Genomic DNA, 21,747 nt, shown 5'->3' with positions numbered 1-21,747 from the left:
TGCACAGCGTCAGCCTCGCGTTTGCGGAGGCTTGGCGCAAGCGTGTCCATCTAGGAGAACAAGGAGGAACGGTATGGGGTGCGAAGCCGTGAGAAACCGGGGCGTGAAAAGGAGGTTGGGGCTGGCGCTCGCGTTCGCGATCGCTGCGATTCTTGCCGTTTCGCTGGCTCCCGGGCTCTCCTCGAGTGCGTATGCCGAGACGACGCCGATCGTCTACAGCCAGCAAGACGGCTACGAGCCGTACCAGGGCTGGCAGGACTCGCCTTGGGACGAGGCCAGCGATCCGTGGTACGCGTCGTCGGGCGGCACCTCGAGGAAAGGGTTCCCGGCCTGGTCGCTCACCGATCCTTTGTCGAAGGGAGTCACCGGCTACGACAACGGGGCGGTCACGGGGTCGACGATATCCGTGCTCACCGACATGAACAAGACTGACACGTCCGGCTCGGGCACGTACAGCGATCCGTATTACTACAAGAACATCATCCTTCCTTCCTACGACGCGAACGCCGCGACCTTGCAGTTCACGTTGACGTACGTGGGCGCCGGGGGCGTGAACCCCGTGTACCTGTTCGACGGCCACGGCGGGCTGCTCGTCACCAAAAGCGACGATCCCGCATCGTGGAGCGATCCCGCCAACGTGGTTTGGGAGGGGAACGCTTCGAACGTGTCCGTGCTGGGCACCTCCGACAACTGGTGGAAGAACATCGTCTGCACCGTCGATGCAAGCAATATCGACCCTGATCAAACGTACTATTTCGTCGTCAAGAACGGCACTGCCGGCCAGTGGGCCCGCCTGTACGCGAACATCGTGTTCGAATTCAACACTTTCACCGACAAGGCGGCCGTGTGGAGCGGGGACGAATACCAAGCGGGCTACGGGAGGGAACAGGGCAACGGTGGAACGAAGCTCGGCATCATGTCCCCTTCGCCGTCCGAAGTCGTCACCGATCTTTCCAAGATAGGCTCCTGCTGGTTCAACAAGATGCGGCAGCCGATGACTCTGGCCGACGACGGTTCGGTTTCGATGGTGATCCATGCCGACGGCAGCGGGTCGAATTGGCAGTTGCTGAACACCTGGACCGGAACGTGCGCCGACAAAGTGCTGGTGTACGACAGCGACCCGACGGCGGGTGGCTCGTTCGACGCGAGCGCTTTGACGCCGGTCGCCTCCGCCGCCGGCGGTACGCTGGGCTTCTCCTTGGTGAACCCGGATCGCGATTGGCCTTCGTACGACGGCGTGAAGATCACGGCGAGCGGTCTTGAGGCCAACAAGACGTACTACCTGGTGTTCGGCGCCGACTTGCAGCCGCAGACCACTCGATCGCTCGGCAAGCCCATCGTGTACGAGTTCGTCACCGCGGCCCCCGTTACGGCGATCGGGTCGTGGGACATCGGCAAGGAAACGCCGTCCGATGCGACGGCGACGCTTTACAGCGATGGGCAGTTGGTAATAGCGGGTTCGGGAGATTTGAAGACCTATGACGCGGTCGGCAAACCGCCTTGGTGCGCGAACGCCTATAAATCTGAAGTGAAGTCGGTTCGTTTCGAGGGCGTTTCTCCGGCGGACATCTCGAACTACTTTATCCAGTGCAACAAACTTGAAGTCGTTGCGAGCCTGCCTGACACGGTGACGAGTTTGGACCAAACCTTCAACGGGTGCTCGTCGCTGAAAGATGCCCCTGCCATTCCCGAGAACGTGGAGAACCTTCACGCGGCTTTCGGCGGCTGCACCTCCATGGTGAAGCCGCCTCGTATTCCCGATGGTGCCGAGAACATGGAAGGCATGTTTGTTAACTGCTTGTCGCTGGATGAGGCCCCTGAGCTGCCAGAGGGCGTGACTTCTATCGCAAGCATGTTTTCCGGTTGCGGAGCATTGTCCGAGGCCCCTTCGATTCCCTCAAGCGTCACGGACATGAACAACGCCTTCTACGGTTGCGCGTCGCTCGAGGCCATGCCAACCATTCCGGAAGGCGCCGTTAACCTGCAGAACGCGTTCAGCGGCTGCGTTTCGTTGAAAGCCATCGCTGCATTGCCCGATTCCGTTGAGAACATGTCGGGAGCGTTCAACGGCTGTGCCGCGCTTGAAACGGCTCCTGTTTTGCCGAACGGCGTGAAGTACATCACCAATATCTTCAACGGCTGCACTTCCTTGAAGGCGGCGCCCGAGATTCCGGAAAGCGTCGAGGAAAGCATGTTCGGCTCGTTCCAGAACTGCATTGCCATGGAAACGGGTCCTTCCAAGATTCCCGAGGGCGTCACGAACATGTGGCGGGCCTTCCAGAACTGCAGGGCGCTCGAGCAGGCTCCCGAACTCAGCGAAGGCGTTGAAAACATGAGGGAGGCGTTCTCGGGTTGCTCTTCGCTCAAAACGGCTCCCGCGATTCCCGGATCGGTGACCTCGCTGCAGAGCGCCTTCCAGAATTGCTCGGGGATAACCGAGGCGCCGCTGGTTCCTTCCTCGGTGACGAACATGACGAGTGCGTTTATGAACTGCACTTCGTTGGTGCGCTTGCCCGACGGGTTCGCGTTCCCCAATACCGGGCTCACGAACACGTTCAAAGTCAACGATCCGTACTCGCCGAGCAACTTGCTGGCAACCTACACGACGTCGAAGGACGAGTCGCTTTCGAAGTACGACTGGTCGGGTTCCAACCGGCTGCTGGTCGTGCAGGACTTCGATGCGCTGACGGCCGCCGTTTCCGAGGCCGAATCCGCCCTCGAAGCCGTCGCGGTCAGCGCCGACGGCAAGGACGTCGCCAACGGTTCGACCTACGTGGCTTCCAGCGACGCGAGCGCCCTGACGAACGCGATAGCCGCCGCGAAGGCGGTGGCGGAGAAGGCCGATGCCACGCAGGACGAGATCGACGCCGCCGCTCAAGCGCTCGGCAACGCGAGAGCGAGCTTCGACGCTGCCGTGAAGACGGCGGTCACCGACTACGATGCTTTGAAGTCGTCGCTTGCCGAGGCCGCCGCGGCCAAGGACGCGGTCGTCGTCAGCGTCGACGGCAACGACGTGCCCGCCGGCCGGGATTGGGCCACCCAGGAGAACGTCGATCAGCTGCAGGCCGTTGTCGACGCCCAGGGCGCCGTCGCCTCGAACACGGCGGTGACGCAGAACGAGGTCGACGCCGCGCTGCAGGCGGTAAAGAGCGCAACGGCGGCTTTCGAAGCCTCTACGAACACCGCCAACCCCTCCACGGTCTCGTTGGCCGCGGCTTTGTCCATCGCGCGCGCCGCCGCCGATGGGCCGGCGATCTCGACGGACGGCCGAGACGTGCCCCATGGCAAGACGTGGTGCACCTCGGAGGATCTGCAGGCGCTCGAGAACGCCATCGGAGCGTCGCAAGACGTCGTCGACGCCATCGCCTCGGCGGCTGGCAACGGCGTTGCGGCCGACACGTCTCAGGCGGGGGTGGACGCCTCCCTGGCTGCCCTCAACGAAGCCCTGGCGACGTTCAACGCGCACGTCAAAACCGCCGCTGTCGACACGGCTGCGCTGTCCGAAGCCGTGAAGGCCGGCACCGAAGACCTTTCCGCCACGACGGTGAGCGTGGACGGAACCGACGTCCTCGCTCGGAACAAGTGGGTCACGCAGGGACAGTTCGACGCATACGAGCAGGCATTGGCCTCTGCGCGATCGGAGCTGCAGGACGCGTCTCGCACGCAGAACGGCGTGGACGCCGCCCTGAGGGACCTGGCGACCGCCTCGTCGTCGTTCGACGATGCGAAGCGGGCGGGCCTGAAGGCCGACACCTCCGCGTTGGCCTCGCTGGTCAAGGAGGCGCGCGAGGAAGTCTCCGCCGCGACGGTGGCGGCCGGCCCCGGCGAGGTCGCATCCGGTGCCGAGTTCGTCACGCAAGGGGTGCTCGACGCGTACCGCGCGGCGATAGCCCGGGCCCAGGCCGTGCTGGACGACCCCCTCGCTCTGCAAGACGAGGTCGACGCGGCGACGAAGGACCTGATCGAGGCCAAAGCCGCATTCGCCTCCGCCAAGCAGCTCGGCACGTTCGAGCAGGGAGGGAGCGAAGCCGGCTCTGCGGGCGGCGCTTCGGTTGGCTCGCCCCGCTCCGCAAGCGGCATCAAGGCCCTGGCCTCCACGGGCGACGCCGCGATGCCCGTTCTGGCTGCCGGGCTCACGGTCGTCCTCGCGTGCGCGTGCTTTGCCCTCATCGCCCGCAGGCGCCTGCGCGGCTAGCGAGAACACGCTTCATCCTGGTTTCACCGTCTTCCGGCTGCCGGCTCCCCCTCGGGTGAGTCGGCAGCCGGTTTTTCATGCCGTGCGACGAGCGCGAGGTGATCCGCAGGGCGCTGGGCGTATGGTTTCTCCTAGGGACGGATGCGCTTCGCCGTCCTTCCTCCGCCCTCGCCAAACACCGCCCGGAAGGCTAGAATCGAAGGGGTTGTATCGAAAGCCGTGGAAACGCGCGTCCTTCGAGGCCGCCTTGTAGGGCAAGGGCTCTGCCCTTGCCGTCAGCCCGCGGAAACGTTCCCTGTTGGGCGGCAAGGGCAGAGCCCTTGCCCTGCAAGACCGACGAACGGCGTTTTGACGCAGCTTTTGACGGCGTATTCGAGCGAAGGGGTTTGCACATGCTGCTTTTGGTGATAGGCGACGAGGCCCGCACGAGGAAGTACCTGCCCGACCTGCCCATCGTGGGCGAGGTCGACCTGAAGGTCGTGCCGCGCGGCACCGACGACGACGCCATCCTGGCGCAGGCGGGCGACGCCGACTTCATCATGGCCGACGCCATCAGCCCGGTGAGCGCCAAGCTCATCTCGTCCATGCCGAACCTCAAGCTCGTCCACTCCGAGGGCGTGGCCTACAACGCCATCGACCTCGACGCGGCGCGCAAGCGGGGCGTGCACGTGTGCAACAACGCCGGCGTCAACGCGGGCGCGGTGGCCGAGCAGACCGTCCTGCTCATGCTGGCGTGCCTGCGCGACGCGGTGGCGGGCGACGCCGCGGTGCGTGCGGGGCGGCAGATACAGACGAAAGAGCGCATGATGGTGGAGGGCATCCGCGAGCTGGGCGACTGCAAGGTGGGCTTCGTGGGCTTCGGCGCCATCGCCCAGGCCACGGCCGAGCGCCTGGCGAGGTGGGGTTGCGAGATGGTCTACAACAAGCGCACGCCGCTGCCTGCCGAGGACGAGGAGCGCTTGCGCGTGCGTTTCGAGGAGCTGGACCGGCTGGTCTCCACGTGCGACATCGTGAGCCTGCACGTGCCCGTGACCGACGCCACGCGCGGCATGGTGGACGATGACTTCCTCGCCCGCATGAAAAGCGACGCCGTGCTCGTCAACACGGCGCGCGGCGAGATCGTCGACCAGGAGGCGCTGGCTCGCGCCATCGCGAACGGCGCTATCGGGGCCGCGGGCTGCGACACGCTCCACCCCGAGCCCGTTCCCGTCGACCATCCGCTGCTCGCCCTGCCCGCCGAAGCCGCCCATCGCGTGGTGCTCTCGCCCCACATCGGCGGCGTGACCGAGGGCATGTTCCATCGCGCCCATCGCGCGGTATGGGAGAACGTCGCCCGCGTGGCCGCAGGAGAGCGCCCGGTCAACGTGGTGTCATAGCGCGTTGTAACGATTCGTTTGCAGCGGCGGCAAACAAATGCGACGGCGCGCCCGGGTCGCCGGTTGCTAAGATGCACGGAGGGGTTTGAGGGTTCAAGAGGGGGTATCGCGCATGCAGCTTGACGACATCGAGATATTGATGACCGTGGCGGAGACGAAGAGCCTCTCGCAGGCCGCCGAGCGCCTGTACATGTCGCGTCCCGGCCTGTCACAGAAGATCGCGGCCATCGAGCAGCGCTACGGCGCGAAGCTCTACAACCGCACCTCCACGGGCGTCGTCCCCACGGCGGCCGGGCAGATAGTCACGAAGTTCGCGAAGAAGATCACCGCGCTCGAGAACGCGATGGCCTCCGAGCTGGCCGCCGTGGACGAGCATTTCGACAGCACCATCGAGGTGGGCATGAGCCTGGCCGACGGCGTGACGCTGCTCCCCGCGCTCGTGAAGAAGTTCCACGACCTGCACCCCGAGGCGCTCGTGCACCTGGACGCGGGCTACGAGCCCGACCTTCTGGAGAAGCTCAAGAACGGCAAGCTCGACTTCGCGCTCTTGGAGAACCAGCCGCTCGAGGACGAGATATCGCGGGAGACGCTCGGCTACAAGCAGCTCGCGTTCTGCGCGGCCGACATCCCGCCCTACAACTCCACGCCGCAGCCGGTGAAGGTGGAGACGCTGCTCAAGTGGCCCATGATCATCTACGAGTGGAACTCCGGGCGCCACATGGTGGGCAACCGCCACTTCCGCGAGCGCTACGGCCTGTCGCTGCGCGACCACAACATGGTGGCGCGCTTCGACACGCACGAGGCCATGATGAACGGCGCGAAGGCGGGCCTGGGTTGGGCTACCGTGCCCGAATGCATCCGCGAGCGCTACAAGAACGAGCCGGGGCTTATCTGGTTCAAGGTCGACACCGACCCGCTGCGCTACCCGGTGGACCTGGCGTGGCACACGGGCCGCGTCATCTCGCCGCTCGCGCTCGAGTTCAAGGACTTCATCCGCGACAACGCTCCCGAGAAGTACTTCCGCAAGCACTGAACTCCCCGCCTGCTGTAACCTGCCGTTGACAGCCGCGGCAACCACCGCTTTACCGGCAGGTTTCCTTGACCGCCGCCGCAAGCAATCGCGACGGCGAATGTTCCTCCGCGCGCAAACCGTCGCCTTCCAACGGTCTATTCTTCCGTGCATGATAACCGCCCGCAGACGAGGGGCGGAATCGGAAGAGGAGGAGCCGATGGACAAACAAGGCATCATCGATGCGAGCAAGAGGCGGCGCGAGGGCGAGCGCATCTTCTACACGTCGTGCCCGGCCAACGGGTGCTGGGACTCGGCGTGCGTTCTGAAGTGCCACGTGAAAGACGGCGAGATCATCGCGATAGAGCCCGATGATTCCGTCAACCAAAACGACAGCCGCGAGGACTGCGGCTGGGAGAACATCTGGAAGGGCAACGTGCAGATGCGCCCGTGCGCCATGGGCCATTCGTGGAAGAAGGAGCTCCACGCCGAGACGCGCCTTTTGCATCCCATGAAGCGCGTGGGCGAGAAGGGCGCCGGCAAGGGCTACTTCGTGCAGATAAGCTGGGAGGAGGCGCTCGACACCATCGCCGAGAAGATGGTCGAGATCCGTGAGAAGTACGGCCCCTACGGCATCTTCCACTCGCAGTACCCTAGCTTCGAGAAGAACGGGTTTCCGTTGGCTCCCTGGTGGGAAGCGGGCTTCGGCGCATGGGGCGAGCATTCCACGTCGGGTCACGCGGCCGGCGAGATGCTGCATCTGGGCGTCGACCTCTCCAAAACTGCCAAGGGCCTCTCCGACGCGCTACCCGGCTTCGAGGCGAGCGACATCTTCAACTCGAAGCTCTTCGTCATGTGGGGCATGGACCCGGTGGTGGCGTGGTTCGGTCCCACGTCGTACTACATGCAGCTCGCGCACGAGTACGGGTGCAAGACCATCGTCATCGACCCGCGCTACACCCAGTCGGCCGAGATCCTGGCCGACCAGTGGATACCCATCCGCCCCGGCACCGACCTCGCCATGATGCTGGCGGTGGCCCAGGTGCTCTACGAGGAGGACCTCTACGACCACGAGTTCGTCGACGCGTGGGTTGACAGGCAGGGCTTCGAGGAGTGGCGCGCCTACTGCATGGGCGAGGGCGCCGACGGCGTCAAGAAGACGCCCGAGTGGGCCGCTCCCATCTGCGCGGTCCCGGCCGACACCATCCGCGCGTTCGCGCGCCTCTACGGCACTGCGAAGCCGGTGCACCTGCAGTACTTCTACTCTTGCGCCAAGCGGCACATGGGCGACTACAGCGCCGCCGCCTCCATGCTGCTGCAGGCCATGACCGGCAACATCGCGTGCGCCGGCGGCTGCCAGACGGGCGCCTGCCTGCCCACCCCGGGCCGCGTTCCCGCGCCGCTCGCCGACTTCGGCCGCAACCCGGGCGACTACCAGGTGCCGGTGCTGTTCAACAACAACTGCCTGACCGAGATCCTGGCCTGCCAGAAAGACTACTGGGAAGGCCGCATGAGCGAGAGCGAGTTCCGCCACCGCATCGGGTCGCCCACCAACGACGCGCCGCTGCCGAACGTGCAGATGATCATCTTCGAGAACAACTACGCCAACAACCACTCCAACGTGAACAAGCGGTTCGCCGGCATGGCCTCCACGGAGTTCAACTGGGGCTTCCAGTGGCACGTCAACCAGCCCACAGCGGAGCTCTGCGACATCATCCTGCCCGCCCCGGTGTGGCAGTTCGAGGGCATGGACGAGTACATGTACGGCCACCAGCGCTTCGTGAGCGGCCCCAACGGCATGCGCAACTACTTCACGTTCTGCGCTCGCGGCCTCGACTTCCCGGGCGAGGTGCGCTCGAAGGAATGGGTGTGGACGCAGATCGCCAAGCGCCTGGGCGACGAGGTGGTACAGGGCTACAACCCGCGTCTGGCCGACGTGGACGCGGAGCACTGGGTCGACGCCCAGGAGGACATCTACCGCGAGGCCTTCGAGAAGTGGGCCGACAACGAGACGGTCATGGCGTACCTGGGCTACGAGCGTCGGCCTACGTGGGAGGAGTTCAACGCCCATCCCGTCGTGCGCACCGAGATCGACGTGCCGTACTACCCGTTCAAGACCACCATGGAGCGGGGAGCCAGCCCCTTCGGCACGCCGAGCGGCAAGATAGAGTTCTCGTCGAACTTCGTGAAGGACCACGACATGACCGAGACGCGCTGGCGCGGGCAGATCGACCCCATGCCGGTGTGGAGCCCCAGCTACGTGGAGGGCGACATCGGGTCGGCCTCCAACGACGGCTTCTACAACCCGAAGGCGAAGGACTACCCGCTCTCGCTCGTATCGCCGGTGTCCATCTACCGCCAGCATTCCAGCAACGACAACAACCCCTTCATGCGCGAGGACTGCTACCGCCATGCCGTGTGGATCTCGGGCGTAGAAGCGCAGGCGCGCGGAATCAAGGACGGCGACGTTTGCCGTGTGAGCAGCGACCGCGGCGAAGTCCTGCTCACGGCTTACGTGACCAACCGCATGATGCCCGGCACCGCCGCCGTGCACCACGGCGCCTGGTACCAGACCGACGGCACGCCGGCCGAGATGAACGAGTACGGCCAGGACCTGCGCGGCACGCCGAACATCCTGCTCGACGACGGCCATCTGCCCCACATCCTGGGCGCGCTCATCACGGCCGGGCTCGTCGAGGTGGAGAAGGTCGCGGACGGCGATGCGGAGGGCTTCGGCGGAGAATCCGAGCGCGGCGGCATGCGCGGCGCGAGCGTGGCGCTGAAGCTGCGCCGTGCGCTCGGCGAGGGAAGGGAGTAGGGCGATGACCCAGTACGGATTTTTCTTCGATGCGAACCGCTGCTACGCGTGCCAGGCGTGCAGCATCGCGTGCAAGGACTGGAACGGGCTCGAGCCCGGGGCCGAGAAGTGGATGTGCGTCTACGAATGGGAGACCGGCACGTTTCCGCGCATCCGCCTTCATTCGCTGGCGTTTCCCTGCGCGCACTGCGAGGACCCGTCGTGCGTGAAGGCGTGTCCGGAAGGCGCCATCTACAAGGAGGACGAGTTCGGCGCGGTGCTCGTCGACCAGGACAAGTGCAAGGGCTGCCGCACCTGCTACGACGCGTGCCCCTACGGGGCGCCCCGGTTCGCCTCCGACGAGCCCGACTGCAAGATGAGCAAGTGCACCATGTGCGTCGACCGTCTGGCGGAGGGCATGCAGCCGGCCTGCACGATGAGCTGCCCGCTGCGCGCGTTCGATTTCGGACCGCTCGACGAGCTGGTCGAGAAGTACGGCGACGTGCGCTACTGCGAGGGCATGCCCGCGCCCGACGCCACGAAACCGGCGTTCCTCATATGGAACCCGCGCGAGAAAACGCCGCTCGTGCCGTACGACGTGGATGAGGCCGTCGCCCTCAACCGCCAACGCGGCGATCTGGGAACCCTGTTCGAAAGCGAGGAGGACCTGGAGAGCTTCGACGAAGGCGCCATCCGCCGAAACGAGCTGCGCATGAAGCACGCCTCGACCGCGGAGTTCATGAGGGCCACGCGCAACGACATGGCGTAGGCGGTTCTCGGCTCCGGCGGCCTGCAGGCCGCCGGAGCGAAACCGACGCCGCGGGCCTTCCCCGGCTTACTGCGCCAACTGAGAAGGTGCAGAGCCATCCGTAGGGGCGCTCTCCAGAGCGCCCGTTCCGGCGAAGCCGGAAAAGCAACCGAGGGCCGTCTTCTCGCGCTTCGCACGAGCGGGCGCTCTGGAGAGCGCCCCTGTGGCGTGGCCGAGGGGCAAGAAGGAATCGGGATACCAACCAACGAAAGGGGAACGTTATGGAATGGATAGGAGTCGCCGGCATCGTCGTCGGGCTCGTGTTCTTCGTCATCGCGGCTATGAAGGGTTGGAACGTGCTGGTCACGTCCATCGTAACCGCCGTCATCATCGCGCTCACCAACGGCATGGACATCGCCGCCGCCATGGTGGGCGGCGAGTCGTCCTACGTCACCGGGCTCGCGGGCTTCGTGCAGAAGAACCTGCTCATATTCATGGGCGCCGCCATCCTGGGCGAGTACATCGACAAGTCGGGCGCGGCCAGGTCCATCGCCCAGGCCATCATGAACAAGGTGGGCACGAAAAGCCCGTATCTGGTGCTTCTGGGCATAGCCGCGGTGGGCGCCATCCTCACCTACGCGGGCATCTCCATGTTCGTGGCCATGTTCGCGCTCATCCCGCTGGCGCGCCCGCTGTTCAAGGAATGCAACATTCCGTGGCACCTGTTCTGCGCCGCTTGGTCGCTGGCCGCCTGCTCGTTCACCATGGCCATGATTCCCGGCGTGCCCGCCATCGCGTGGATCAACGCGGCCAACGGCTGCGGCGTGTCCCTGACCGCCGCGCCCGTCATGGGCATCGTGGGCTCTGTCGTCGCCATCGTCGTGTCGTGCCTCTACATCAAGTTCGCCTTGAAGCGCGCCCAGGCCAAGGGCGAGGTGTACGAAGCCCCCGCAGGCGAGGAAGCCGTCGACGAGGGCAAGAAGAACCCGAACCTGCTCGTCGCGCTGCTGCCCCTCATCCTGCTCATCGTCATCATCATCGCAGGTTCCCAGATGGGCATCGCGAACGTCGTCTACATCGCCATGATCGTCGCCGTCGTCGCCTCCATGGTCGCGTTCAACAAGTACGTCCCGAGCCAGCGCGACGTCATGGGCAACGGCGCCAAGAACTCCTTGGGGCCGGCGCTCTTCACCTCCGCCGCCGTGGGCGTGGGCACCGTGGCCGCCGCTTCCGTGGGCTTCACCGTCATCTACGAGGCCATCTTCAGCATGCCGGGCGGCACGTACGTGTCGGCCGCCACCATGGCCGCGGTTCTGGGAGGCGTCATGGGCTCCGGCTCGGGCGCGGTGGGCATCATAGCCGGCAACTTCCTCGACCCGTATCTGGCCACGGGCGTCGATCCCGCCGCGCTTGCTAAGATCATCGCCACGTCGGCTACCATCGGCGGCGCGCTGCCGAACTCCGGCGCCATGTTCGGCATGCTGGCGGCCATGGGCCTGAACCACAAGAACTCCTACAAGCACATCGCCGCCATCTCCATCGGGGCCGGCCTGTGCGCGCTGGTGGTCATGATCGTGATGGCGAACATCGGCATCGTGTAAGGGCCTGCGGCGGTGTCGGATCCGCACGCCGTGCGGGTGCGGGCCTGCGGTGTGCAGCAGGCCGTCGGCGTTGCCCGCAAAGCGGGAGGCGCTTCGTAGGGGCGGGCTGCTGCCCGCCCGGCGAGGCGATCTCGCAAGGAAGGCGATCGTGCGGCGAGCGCAGAGCGCTCGCCGATCGGCCGATCCGCTTCGCGCTCACCGCGCCCGGCGGCCAGCAGGCCGCCCCTACGGGAGTTTCTAGTTCGGCGGGAAAAGGGGGAGTGCATCATGAAAGAGTCGTCCGTTGCCGGCAAGGCCTCCACCGAGGTGAAGGCGCCGGCGCAGGGGAGGGCGCCCGACGCGGCGGCGCGAACGTCGCTGTTCGAGCGCGTGCCCGACAGCGAGCGGCTGGCATGGCCCGACATCGCGTCCATCCTGTCGGGGGTGGTGTCGAGCCTCTCCAAGCTCATGGGCGGCGGCATCGTGGCGTTCTACGCGGGCTGCCAGCTGGGCGGGGTGGCCATGGCCGTCACGTTCGCTCTGAGCTTCGCGCTCACCTACCTGGTGGGCAAGATCACCCTCCGCGAGGGCTTGCCCAACAACGTGGTCAGCCGGCTGTACATCTTCGGTACCAAGGGCTCAGCGGCCGGGTCGCTCGTGTGGATATTCGTGCTCGTGGGCGTGCTGGCCGTGGGCACCGTGCAGCTGGGCAACGCCGTGCTGTTCGCCCTTGGCTGGAGCGAGGAGTGGATGCGCTGGGCTCTGTTCATCGGCATCTCGTGCGTGTGGGTGTTCATGGCGCTGTCCGGCACGAAGGTCATCGCGCGCATGAACGCGGTGTTCGTGGTGGCGCTGTTCTGCATCATGGGCTACGTGGTGTACCTCGTGGCCGCGAACGGGCAGATGGGCGACGCGCTCACGCACGGCATTCTGATTCCGGGCGTGGACGAGGCGGAGGGCTTCGCCTACGGCGTGAACTACGCCATCATGACGTCGGGGCTGCTCGCGCTGTTCGCGGCCGACTTCACGCGCTTCGCCCGCCGCGAGCGCGACCTGGTGCCTATATCGCTCGTGGGCAGCCTGTTCGCCGTGGTCACGTACCTGTTCGGCGCGCTCATCACCTACTACGGCTTCGAGCGGTCGGCCGCCTACTTCTCCGGCCTGGGCTACGACGCCGCCGGCGCGGCCCACGCCGCCATCACGAATCCCGGCGTGTCGCTCGTGCTCGCCGCCGGCGGGGTGGGGCTGGCCATCATCTGCCTGTCGCAGATGAAGGTTGAGACGTCGAACTCCATCGGCGGGGCGAACGCCGTGTCGAACCTGTTCGACTCGCTGTTCGGCGTGAAGCTCGCGTGGCCGGTCGCCGTGGTGGTGGCCAACGCCGTGGGCCTCGCCTTCATCCTGGGCGGCATCCTGGACCAGGTGAACGCGTTCATGAGCTTCGGCAGCATCCTCACCATCGGATGGTGCGTGCTACTCGTCACCGACTACTACGTCGTGCGCGGCCCGATGAAGATCGGTTCGCGCGGGGTGCCGCTCGACCGGGTGGAGAGCGTGAACTGGCGCGGCGTGACCACGCTGGTCGTGGTGAGCGCCGTCAACGGAGCGCTGTACGCCACCGGCGTCGTGGCGGTGCCGTTCTTGACGACGGCTCCCATGGCGTTCGCGATCTACGTGGGTTTGAGCTGGGCTTTTCGGCGGCAGGTGCGTGAGCGCGACGCGGCACGACGCAACGAGATCGTCGCAGGGGTCGGCAGTGCCGCGGCGGAGGCCTGCGATGTCGACGTTTCGGCGGGTTAGGCGCCAACGGCTTGCCGCTGCGATCCACGGTCGGCGGCTGCGGGCCGAGGTGAAACGGAGAAGTTCCCGGTTCCAAGACCGTGAGCGATAGAAGAAACCATTCGATCAGAAGGAGAGACACCATGTGCTTCAGACCAGCAACGACCGGTATGGGCCCCGTGAGGTGCCCGAAGTGCGGAGCGGAGGTCGACCCTAAGCTCGACGAGTGCCCGAGCTGCGGCGCCAAGGCCGCACCCACGCCCGGCATTCCCGCAGCGCCCGGAGCCCCCGGCATCCCGAAGCCGCCGAGCGCGCCCCAGGCCCCCGAAGCTCCGAGGCCGCCGAGCGCCTAGGCTGCGCCGCCCGTCAGCCGGCCACGCCGTAGGCCCACATCGACGTGCTCGCGGACAGCACGTCGTCGAAGCTCCAGCGCTTCTCCGACCGGTCCACGCTGCCGGGGTCGCAGACGACGAGGCGGCTGTGCTCGTCGATGCCGCACAGCACGATGTACGTGGCGTGCCCTCCGAAGGCGTCGGACGACACGGCGCAGATGACGGGGAAGCCCGCGTTGAGCTGGCGCCGCAGGGCAAGCTCGCTGGCTTCCACGGGGCGCGCCGTCAACCCGATCTCGGCGGCGCCGTCGGTGAGCAGGGCGGTGGCGTCCGGCTGGTCCGCGTAGCCCTTGCGCTGCGCCAGGGAGGCCACTTCGACGGGGCCTGTGGCGGTGTCGCCGGTGAGGCAGGCATGCACCATGGCAAGGCTCAGCGGAGCCGCGCCGGCGGAACCCATGGTGCCGGAACCGTAAGGGCGATCGGCCCACTGGTAGTCGGCCTGGTACAGCTGGGGCACCGTGCCCTGCTCCCATTCCGACGGCGCCGTGCTGAGCGCCACGTTCTCGCTTGCGGTATTGGACGAGTCGATGCTGAGGACGGCTCCGTCGACGATGCCGGTGAAACCGTTCGCCACGCCGATGCCCACGAACGCCGCGACCACGGCGACCACGGCCATGAGCATGACCGCCGCCAATATGCGCAGGGGCTCGACGTCGGAGAGCGCGGGCTGGGCGTCGACTCGGGACGCGCGGGCACGTGGCGGGCACACGGTCTGGCAGGCGCGGTAGGGCGTCACCCGGCGCTCGTCGCTGCGTGGCGCGCTTGAATAGCGAACGCCTTGAGCGCAGTCGGGCAGGGCATGGCGCTCGGAGGCGTAAGGGTCCACGCGGTTGCCCGCGCCCGCTTGCTCGGATACGAAATAGGGTAGTCCGCGGTACGGCATGCCGTGCCTCCTTCCAGTCGTTGGCCCGCCGTGCGCCCGATCGCGGTGCCGCGCCGATTCGTCCAACGGTTTCTCATGATGCGAAGAGGGAGTTTAGGCTCCGCGCGACGTTTCCCGCCTGCGATCGGCCCATCCGTTTCCCGCGTATGGCCGATCAGTCAGCAAGCCGACACCCCGTTTCCCCTTCCGACGCCTTCCCGGCATCCTCCCGTGCCGGCTTTGCGCGGCAGGTTCGCCGCCCGCTGATCTTTTCTGCCGTCGTCTGCACGCGTGCGGCGCGCGCATAGTACAATGCATCCATATCCACCGCCCGCTTGCGCGACGACGCGCTCGCCGACACGCATTGCGGCCGACCGGGGAACAGGACAGAGAGAAGGAGCGCGCATGGCCAGGGTGTACAATTTTTCAGCAGGTCCCGCCGTCTTGCCGGAGGAGGTGCTGGCCGAGGCCGCGTCCGAGATGCTGGACTACCGCGGATGCGGCATGTCCGTCATGGAGATGAGCCACCGCTCCAAGGCGTTCGGCGAGATCATCGAGAACGCCGAGGCCGATCTGCGCGAGCTCATCGGCATTCCCGACAACTACCGCGTGCTGTTTTTGCAGGGCGGCGCGTCGCAGCAGTTCGCCGCCGTGCCCATGAACCTCATGAAGAACCGCGTGGCCGACTACATCATCACGGGATCGTGGGCGAAGAAGGCCTTCAAGGAGGCCAAGATCTACGGTGACGCGCGCGCCATCGCGAGCAGCGAGGACGAGACGTTCTCCTACATTCCCGACTGCTCCGACCTGGACGTGTCCGCCGACGCCGACTACGTCTACATCTGCGAGAACAACACCATCTACGGCACGAAGTTCCATACGCTGCCGAACACCAAGGGCAAGGACCTGGTGGCCGACGTGTCCTCGTGCTTCCTGTCCGAGCCGGTGGACATCACGAAGTACGGCGTGATGTACGGCGGCGCGCAGAAGAACATCGGCCCGGCCGGCGTGGTCATCTCCATCATCCGCGAGGACCTCATCCGCGACGACGTGCTCGAGGGCACGCCCACCATGCTGAAGTGGAAGACGCAGGCCGACGCCGACTCGCTTTACAACACGCCGCCCGCCTACGGCATCTACATCTGCGGCAAGGTGTTCAAGTGGCTGAAGGACCAGGGCGGCCTTGAGGCCATGCAGCAGCGCAACCAGGAGAAGGCGGCGCTGCTCTACGACTACCTGGACCAGAGCAAGCTCTTCCGCGGTACCGTGCGCAAGGAGGACCGCTCGCTCATGAACGTGCCCTTCGTCACGGGCGACGCCGACCTCGACGCCGCGTTCGTGGCCGAGTCGAAGGCCGCCGGCCTCGAGAACCTGAAGGGCCATCGCAGCGTGGGCGGCATGCGCGCCAGCATCTACAACGCCATGCCGAAGGCCGGCGTGGAGGCCCTCGTGGCGTTCATGGACAAGTTCGAGCAGGCGCATTCGTAAGGCTATTTAGCGAGAAGCGCATCGAGGCGAAGGCCCGCGGCTCCGAATAGGACCGCGGGCCTTCGCTGTTTTGCGGTTGCGCTCGACGTGGAGCTGTGCGACCTCTTGGATTTCAAGAAGGCCGCATCTTCGATCCTCCGTAAGTAAGCCGGGTTTTCTTCCTGCGATTAAAAACTCATTGGCACTGCCTACCGCATCGGTAGTGTGGCGAGGGCAGTTGTCTTTGCACTCCGGGCTTGAAAGAGGGTAAAATAAGGTTCCTAATAAAGACCGCAATTAAGAACCTTATTAAGGAGAACGATTATGCCGGCTATTTACCCCTCCACCGCGCTGAAAAATCAGCAGCGCGAAATCAAGGAGATTGCGGACAGCGAGATCGTCTACATCACCGAGAACGGTCGCGGAAAGTACGCTTTCATGTCGGAGGACGTTTTGCAAAGGAAAATTGACGATGCCGTCGAGCAGGCGCTTTACGAGCAGCGTATGGCGCAGGCCCTTCGGCAATCCCGCGACGACTTCGAGAACGGGCGCTATTATTCGTCTCGCGAGGATCTCATGGCCGCAGTGCGCGACAAGCGGGCCTCGCATGCCTAGGATGGAGTACGCGGAGCGTTTCGCCGACGATCTCGCGTCGGTGACGTCGCCGAAGGTGGAAAACCGCATCCTTGAGAATTTGGACAACATCGAACGTTTCGGCGAATTCGGTACTTCGATGGTTCCGGCATCGATCAAGGAAGAGTTCGGCGAAGGCGTTCGCAAAGTGGCGGTGAATCCGTTCGACCTCGTGTACACGCTTTACCCCGAACAAGATCTTGTGCGAGTGGAAGCGCTTGTGCATCAACGGGCCGCACGTTAGATCTCGTCGACCTCTCTGCCCCTATCTCCGACCGCATCCGTGTGAATTTCCTGCGGGAATCCTTCGAGCGTCAAAGTTTTTCTTGCGCCTCAACGATCGTGGAGTATACTAACGCCCAACAACCTCATAGATCGAAATGCGATGACGAGGACCAGTAGGGACGAATCCATCTGACAGAGAGCCGGCGGTTAGCTGCGAGCCGGCGGTGGACGGTCCGAAAGCCCCCTCCGAGCAGTTCGGCATGAACGTTTCGCGTGCGAACGGATGACCTCCGCTCCGCGCGCGGGGCAAGTAAGGCTGAGCCGGCGACAACCGTTACCCGTCGAAGCGTGCAACCTCCGTCAGTCGAGGTGCATCCTTTCTCATTAACCGTGGTCCTGGTGCAGCGACTTGCCTGCAGCGGGATTTTTTTATGGGCACACGGGCCGCAGCCGCAGCGCCGAGGGCGCGCGGGCGGTACGCACGAGGAGAAAGGATCGGCATGCATCGAAGAAGCGAAGCCGTGACCACCGGGGTCGCGCGGGCGCCGCACCGCAGCCTGCTCAAGGCCGACGGCATCACCGACGAGGAGATGGAGCGGCCGCTCGTCGCCGTGTTCAACTCCCGTAACGACATCATCCCCGGCCACAACAACCTGGACAAGATCGCCGAGGCCGTGAAGGCCGGTATCTATATGGCCGGCGGCGTGCCGTTCGAGATATCCACCATCGGCGTGTGCGACGGCATCGCCATGAACCATGACGGCATGCATTACTCGCTCGTGTCGCGCGAGACCATAGCCGACAGCCTGGAATGCGCGGTGCAGGGCCATGCCTTCGACGCGCTCGTGTGCATTCCCAACTGCGACAAGATCGTCCCCGGCATGCTGTTGGGCGCGCTGCGCGTGAACATCCCCACGGTGTTCGTGTCGGGCGGGCCGATGCTCGCCGGCAAGCAGCCGGGCGGGTGCGGGCCCACCACCGACCTGAACACGCTGTTCGACGGGGCGGCCGCCGTGCAGAACGGCACCATGACCGAGGACGAGCTCAAGTACTACGAGGACACCGCGTGCCCCACCTGCGGCAGCTGCTCGGGCATGTTCACGGCGAATTCCATGAACTGTCTCACCGAGGCCCTGGGCATCGCGCTTCCCGGCAACGGCACCGTGCCCGCGGTGTACTCCGAGCGCATCCGCCTGGCGAAGCACGCCGGCATGAAGGTGATGGAGCTGCTGGAACGCGGCGTCTGCGCGCGCGACATCGTGAGCGAGGCGGCCATCAAGAACGCCATGGAATGCGACATGGCCTTCGGCGGCTCCACGAACACGGTGCTGCACCTCACGGCCATCGCGCGCGAGGCGGGGCACCCCATCACCATGGACGACTGGGACGCCGCGAGCGCGCGCACGCCGCACCTCGTGAAGCTGCAACCCTCCGGCCCGCGCCCGCTCACCGACCTCTACGAGGTGGGGGGCGTGCCGGTGGTCATGCACGAGCTGGACCGGCTGGGGCTCATCGACCGCAGCGCGGTGACGTGCATGGGCCCGATGGAGGAGTACCTGCGCGCATGCACGAAGCCCGCCGACGGTGAGGTGGTGCGCGCGCACGACAACCCCTTCTCGCCGGTGGGCGCCCTGCGCGTGCTGCACGGCAACATCGCGCCCGACGGCGCCATCGTGAAGAAGTCGGCCGTGGACCCCTCCATGCTCTGCCACACCGGTCCCGCGCGCTGCTTCGACAGCGAGGAGGAGGCCTGCGCGGCCATCAACGCCGGCAAGATCGTCGCCGGCGACGTGGTGGTCATCCGCTACGAGGGGCCGAAGGGCGGCCCGGGCATGCGCGAGATGCTCACGCCCACGTCGTCCATCGTGGGGATGGGCCTGTCGAAGAGCGTGGCGCTCATCACCGACGGGCGCTTCTCGGGCGCCACGAAGGGCCCGGCCGTGGGGCACGTGAGCCCCGAGGCGGCGGCCGGCGGCCCCATCGCGCTCATCGAGGAGGGTGATTCCGTTACCGTCGACATCGAGGGCGGCGCGCTCACGCTCAATATCGGCGACGCCGAGCTGGATCGCCGCCGCGCGGCGTGGACGCCGCCGGCGCCGAAACACGACCACGGCGTGCTCGCGAAGTACGCGAAGCTCGTCTCGTCCGCAGACAAGGGGGCGTACGTCTCATGACCGAACCGCATCAGAACCAGCAGCAGCCGCGTCCCGGCGCGACGGCGGCCGTCAAGGGCGCGCCGCGCGGCCTGGGCAGCAAGACCGACAAGCAGGGCGCCACCATGACCGGGGCGCAGGCCGTCGTGGCCTCGCTCGAGGCCGAGGGCGTGGACTTGGTGTTCGGCTATCCGGGCGGCCAGGCCATCAAGATATACGACGCGCTGTACGACTCGAAGCAGATCAAGCACGTGCTGTCGCGCCACGAGCAGGGCGCGGTGCACGAGGCCGACGGCTACGCGCGCGCCACGGGCAACGTGGGCGTGGCCATCGTCACCAGCGGCCCCGGCGCCACGAACACGGTCACGGGCATCGCGACCGCCTACATGGACTCCGTGCCGCTCGTGGTCATCACCGGCCAGGTGCCGCGCGGCGTCATCGGCACCGACTCGTTCCAGGAGTCCGACATCGTGGGCATCACCATGCCGGTGGTGAAGCACAGCTACCTGCTGCAGACCGTCGACGAGCTCACGACCACGTTCCGCGAGGCGTTCCACATCGCGAAGACCGGACGTCCCGGCCCCGTGCTCATCGACGTGCCGAGCGACCTGGCCAGCGAGCAGCTGGTGTTCGAGTACCCCGACGAGGTGAACCTTCCCTCGTACAAGCCCACCTACCGCGGCAACGCCAAGCAGGTCAAGCAGGCGGTGGCCCGCATCCGCCGTGCCGAGCGCCCCGTGCTCTACGTGGGCGGCGGCGTGGTGTCCTCCGGCGCGGCGGCGGAGCTGAAGGCGCTCGCCGAGCTCATGCGGATTCCCGTAGTCACCACGCTCATGGGCAAGGGTGCGTTCCCCGCCTCGCATGAGCTCAACCTGGGGCCCGTGGGCATGCACGGCTCCAAGTACGCGAACCTGGCCATGACGGAGAGCGACCTCATCATCGCTGCCGGCGCGCGCTTCTCCGACCGCGTGACGGGGCGTCTGGACGAGTTCGCGCCCCACGCCGAGGTCATCCACATCGACATCGACCCGGCCGAGATCGGCAAGGTGCGCGAGGCGCAGATCCCCATCGTGGGCGACCTGAAGGGCGTGCTCGGGGGCATCGTGGCCCAGCTTGAGAAGGAGGGTGCCCAGCCCGAGACGGCGGCGTGGGTGGCGCAGATCGCCGAATGGCGGCAGCGCCACCCGTTCTACCACCCGAACGTGGGCGACGCTCCGAACGAGATCGTGCCCGAGGTGGTCATGGAGAAGCTCTCCGACGCGCTCGATCCCGAGCGCAGCATCGTGGTGACCGAGGTGGGGCAGCATCAGATGTGGGCCGCGCAGCATGTCGCGCGCGAGGTGCCGCGCTCGTTCATATCGTCGGGCGGCCTCGGCACCATGGGCTTCGGCTTCCCGGCGTCCATCGGCGCCGCCATCGGATGCCCCGACAAGACGGTGGTGTGCGTGGCCGGCGACGGGTCGTTCCAGATGAACAGCCAGGAGATGGCCACGGCCGCCATCCACGGCGTGCCGGTGAAGGTGCTCGTTATGGACAACCGCTGTCTGGGGATGGTGCACCAGTGGCAGCACCTGTTCTACGGCGAGCGCTACTCGTCCACGCTGCTCGACGCCAACCCCGACTTCGTGAAGCTGGCCGACGCCTACGGCTGGCAGGCCGCGCGCGTGGAGGACCCCGACGAGCTGGACGCGGCGCTGGCCGCCCTGCTGGCCGCCGAGGGGCCGTACCTCTTGGACGTGGCCATCTCGCGCGAGCAGAACGTGTTTCCCATGGTGGCGCCCGGCAAGGCCCTCGACGACGTCATCGGCGCCATCGACGTGGCGGTGGGCGCCGTACGCACGGACGTGCCCGAGGCGGACGGCGCCGCAGGCGGGAAAGGGGGAGAGCGATGAGGCACATCCTGTCCGTCTTGGTGGAGAACAAGCCCGGCGTGCTGTCGCGCGTGACGGGGCTCATCTCGCGGCGCGGCTTCAACATCGAGTCGCTGTCCGTGGGCCCCACCGAAGACCCCACCATGTCGCGCGTCACGGCCATCGTGAAGGCCGACGACGTGGCCTACGAGCAGATCACCAAGCAGCTGCACAAGCTCATCAGCGTGCACAAGATCACCGACCTCACCAACGACAACGCCATCGAGCGCGAGCTCGTGCTGTTCAAGGTGAACGCCAGCCCCGAACGGCGCAGCGAGATCATCGAGATAGCCAACGTGTTCCGTGCCAAGATCGTCGACGTGGGCAAAAGCTCGCTCACCATCGAGGCCACGGGCGACGAGAGCAAGCTCAAGGGCATGGAGGACCTCTTCCGCGCCTACGGCATCAAGGAGATCACCCGCACCGGCAAGATAGCGATGTCGAGGAACTCGAAGGACGTGTAGCAACTTGTCATCCTGAGTGGACGTCGAGCTCACCGGTATCCTGAGCGAGCTCTACAGCTGTCATCCTGAGCGCAGGCGCGCAGCGCCGAAGTCGAAGGATCCCGTGCGGCGCCAGCAGTAAGCGTAGCGGCTAACGCCGCACGGGATCCTTCGACTC

The 21,747-nt window shown here is 66.1% G+C and carries 15 protein-coding genes; 14 read left to right on the top strand and 1 reads right to left on the bottom strand.

All coding sequences use genetic code 11. The annotated features are described in order from the left end of the window. Positions 1-73 precede the first annotated feature (73 nt). The 8 genes from HCH03_RS11930 to HCH03_RS11895 all read left to right on the top strand — a co-directional run bounded on the left by HCH03_RS11930 (position 74) and on the right by HCH03_RS11895 (position 13,837). Positions 74-4,195 (top strand): leucine-rich repeat protein, encoded by a 4,122-nt coding sequence (locus HCH03_RS11930; protein ID WP_221689683.1) that lies wholly within the window; start codon positions 74-76, stop codon positions 4,193-4,195. A 392-nt stretch (positions 4,196-4,587) separates the two neighbouring features. Then, on the top strand, positions 4,588-5,571 hold the full coding sequence (locus tag HCH03_RS11925) for a 2-hydroxyacid dehydrogenase (RefSeq protein WP_221689682.1): 984 nt from the start codon (positions 4,588-4,590) through the stop codon (positions 5,569-5,571). Between the two features lie 112 nt (positions 5,572-5,683). After that, complete coding sequence (locus tag HCH03_RS11920; RefSeq protein ID WP_185905038.1) at positions 5,684-6,604, top strand: LysR family transcriptional regulator; 921 nt, start codon at positions 5,684-5,686, stop codon at positions 6,602-6,604. 196 nt (positions 6,605-6,800) lie between these two features. Then, positions 6,801-9,398, top strand: a complete 2,598-nt coding sequence (locus HCH03_RS11915; protein ID WP_221689681.1) for a molybdopterin-containing oxidoreductase family protein — start codon at positions 6,801-6,803, stop codon at positions 9,396-9,398. Positions 9,399-9,402: 4 nt separating this feature from the next. Next, a complete protein-coding gene (locus tag HCH03_RS11910; RefSeq protein WP_221689680.1) occupies positions 9,403-10,146 on the top strand; it encodes a 4Fe-4S dicluster domain-containing protein in 744 nt (247 codons plus the stop codon). Positions 10,147-10,406: 260 nt separating this feature from the next. Beyond that, entirely contained in the window at positions 10,407-11,726 is a 1,320-nt protein-coding gene (locus HCH03_RS11905; RefSeq protein ID WP_185905041.1) for a GntP family permease, read from the top strand. Between the two features lie 267 nt (positions 11,727-11,993). After that, a complete protein-coding gene (locus HCH03_RS11900; protein WP_221689679.1) occupies positions 11,994-13,505 on the top strand; it encodes a hypothetical protein in 1,512 nt (503 codons plus the stop codon). 122 nt (positions 13,506-13,627) lie between these two features. Beyond that, on the top strand, positions 13,628-13,837 hold the full coding sequence (locus tag HCH03_RS11895; protein ID WP_221689678.1) for a hypothetical protein: 210 nt from the start codon (positions 13,628-13,630) through the stop codon (positions 13,835-13,837). A gap of 13 nt (positions 13,838-13,850) precedes the next feature. Here the strand turns inward: HCH03_RS11895 and HCH03_RS11890 are convergent, their stop codons facing one another. Continuing rightward, a complete protein-coding gene (locus HCH03_RS11890; RefSeq protein WP_080143305.1) occupies positions 13,851-14,759 on the bottom strand; it encodes a hypothetical protein in 909 nt (302 codons plus the stop codon). 384 nt (positions 14,760-15,143) lie between these two features. On the opposite strand from HCH03_RS11890, the gene serC reads away from it, so the two are divergent. From serC to ilvN, 6 genes are all read left to right on the top strand, one after another. Further along, positions 15,144-16,226, top strand: coding sequence for a 3-phosphoserine/phosphohydroxythreonine transaminase (serC, locus tag HCH03_RS11885; RefSeq protein WP_221689677.1), 1,083 nt, complete (start codon positions 15,144-15,146; stop codon positions 16,224-16,226). A 303-nt stretch (positions 16,227-16,529) separates the two neighbouring features. Continuing rightward, on the top strand, positions 16,530-16,820 hold the full coding sequence (locus tag HCH03_RS11880; protein WP_221689676.1) for a sodium:proline symporter: 291 nt from the start codon (positions 16,530-16,532) through the stop codon (positions 16,818-16,820). Beyond that, entirely contained in the window at positions 16,813-17,082 is a 270-nt protein-coding gene (locus HCH03_RS11875; protein WP_221689675.1) for a sirohydrochlorin cobaltochelatase, read from the top strand. The genes HCH03_RS11880 and HCH03_RS11875 overlap by 8 nt, the downstream gene beginning before the upstream one ends. Positions 17,083-17,563: 481 nt before the next feature. After that, a complete protein-coding gene (gene ilvD, locus HCH03_RS11870) occupies positions 17,564-19,237 on the top strand; it encodes a dihydroxy-acid dehydratase (RefSeq protein WP_221689674.1) in 1,674 nt (557 codons plus the stop codon). Continuing rightward, positions 19,234-21,108, top strand: a complete 1,875-nt coding sequence (gene ilvB, locus HCH03_RS11865; protein ID WP_221689673.1) for a biosynthetic-type acetolactate synthase large subunit — start codon at positions 19,234-19,236, stop codon at positions 21,106-21,108. The genes ilvD and ilvB overlap by 4 nt, the downstream gene beginning before the upstream one ends. Continuing rightward, entirely contained in the window at positions 21,105-21,590 is a 486-nt protein-coding gene (ilvN, locus tag HCH03_RS11860; RefSeq protein ID WP_080143297.1) for an acetolactate synthase small subunit, read from the top strand. Before ilvB ends, ilvN begins: the two co-directional genes overlap by 4 nt. The last annotated feature ends 157 nt before the right edge of the window (positions 21,591-21,747 follow it).

This window comes from Gordonibacter massiliensis (ex Traore et al. 2017) (assembly GCF_019731765.1).
Taxonomy (GTDB): Bacteria; Actinomycetota; Coriobacteriia; order Coriobacteriales; family Eggerthellaceae; genus Gordonibacter; species Gordonibacter massiliensis.
Note: the sequence above shows the minus strand (reverse complement) of the source record. Positions and strands in the feature narration are given on the sequence as shown.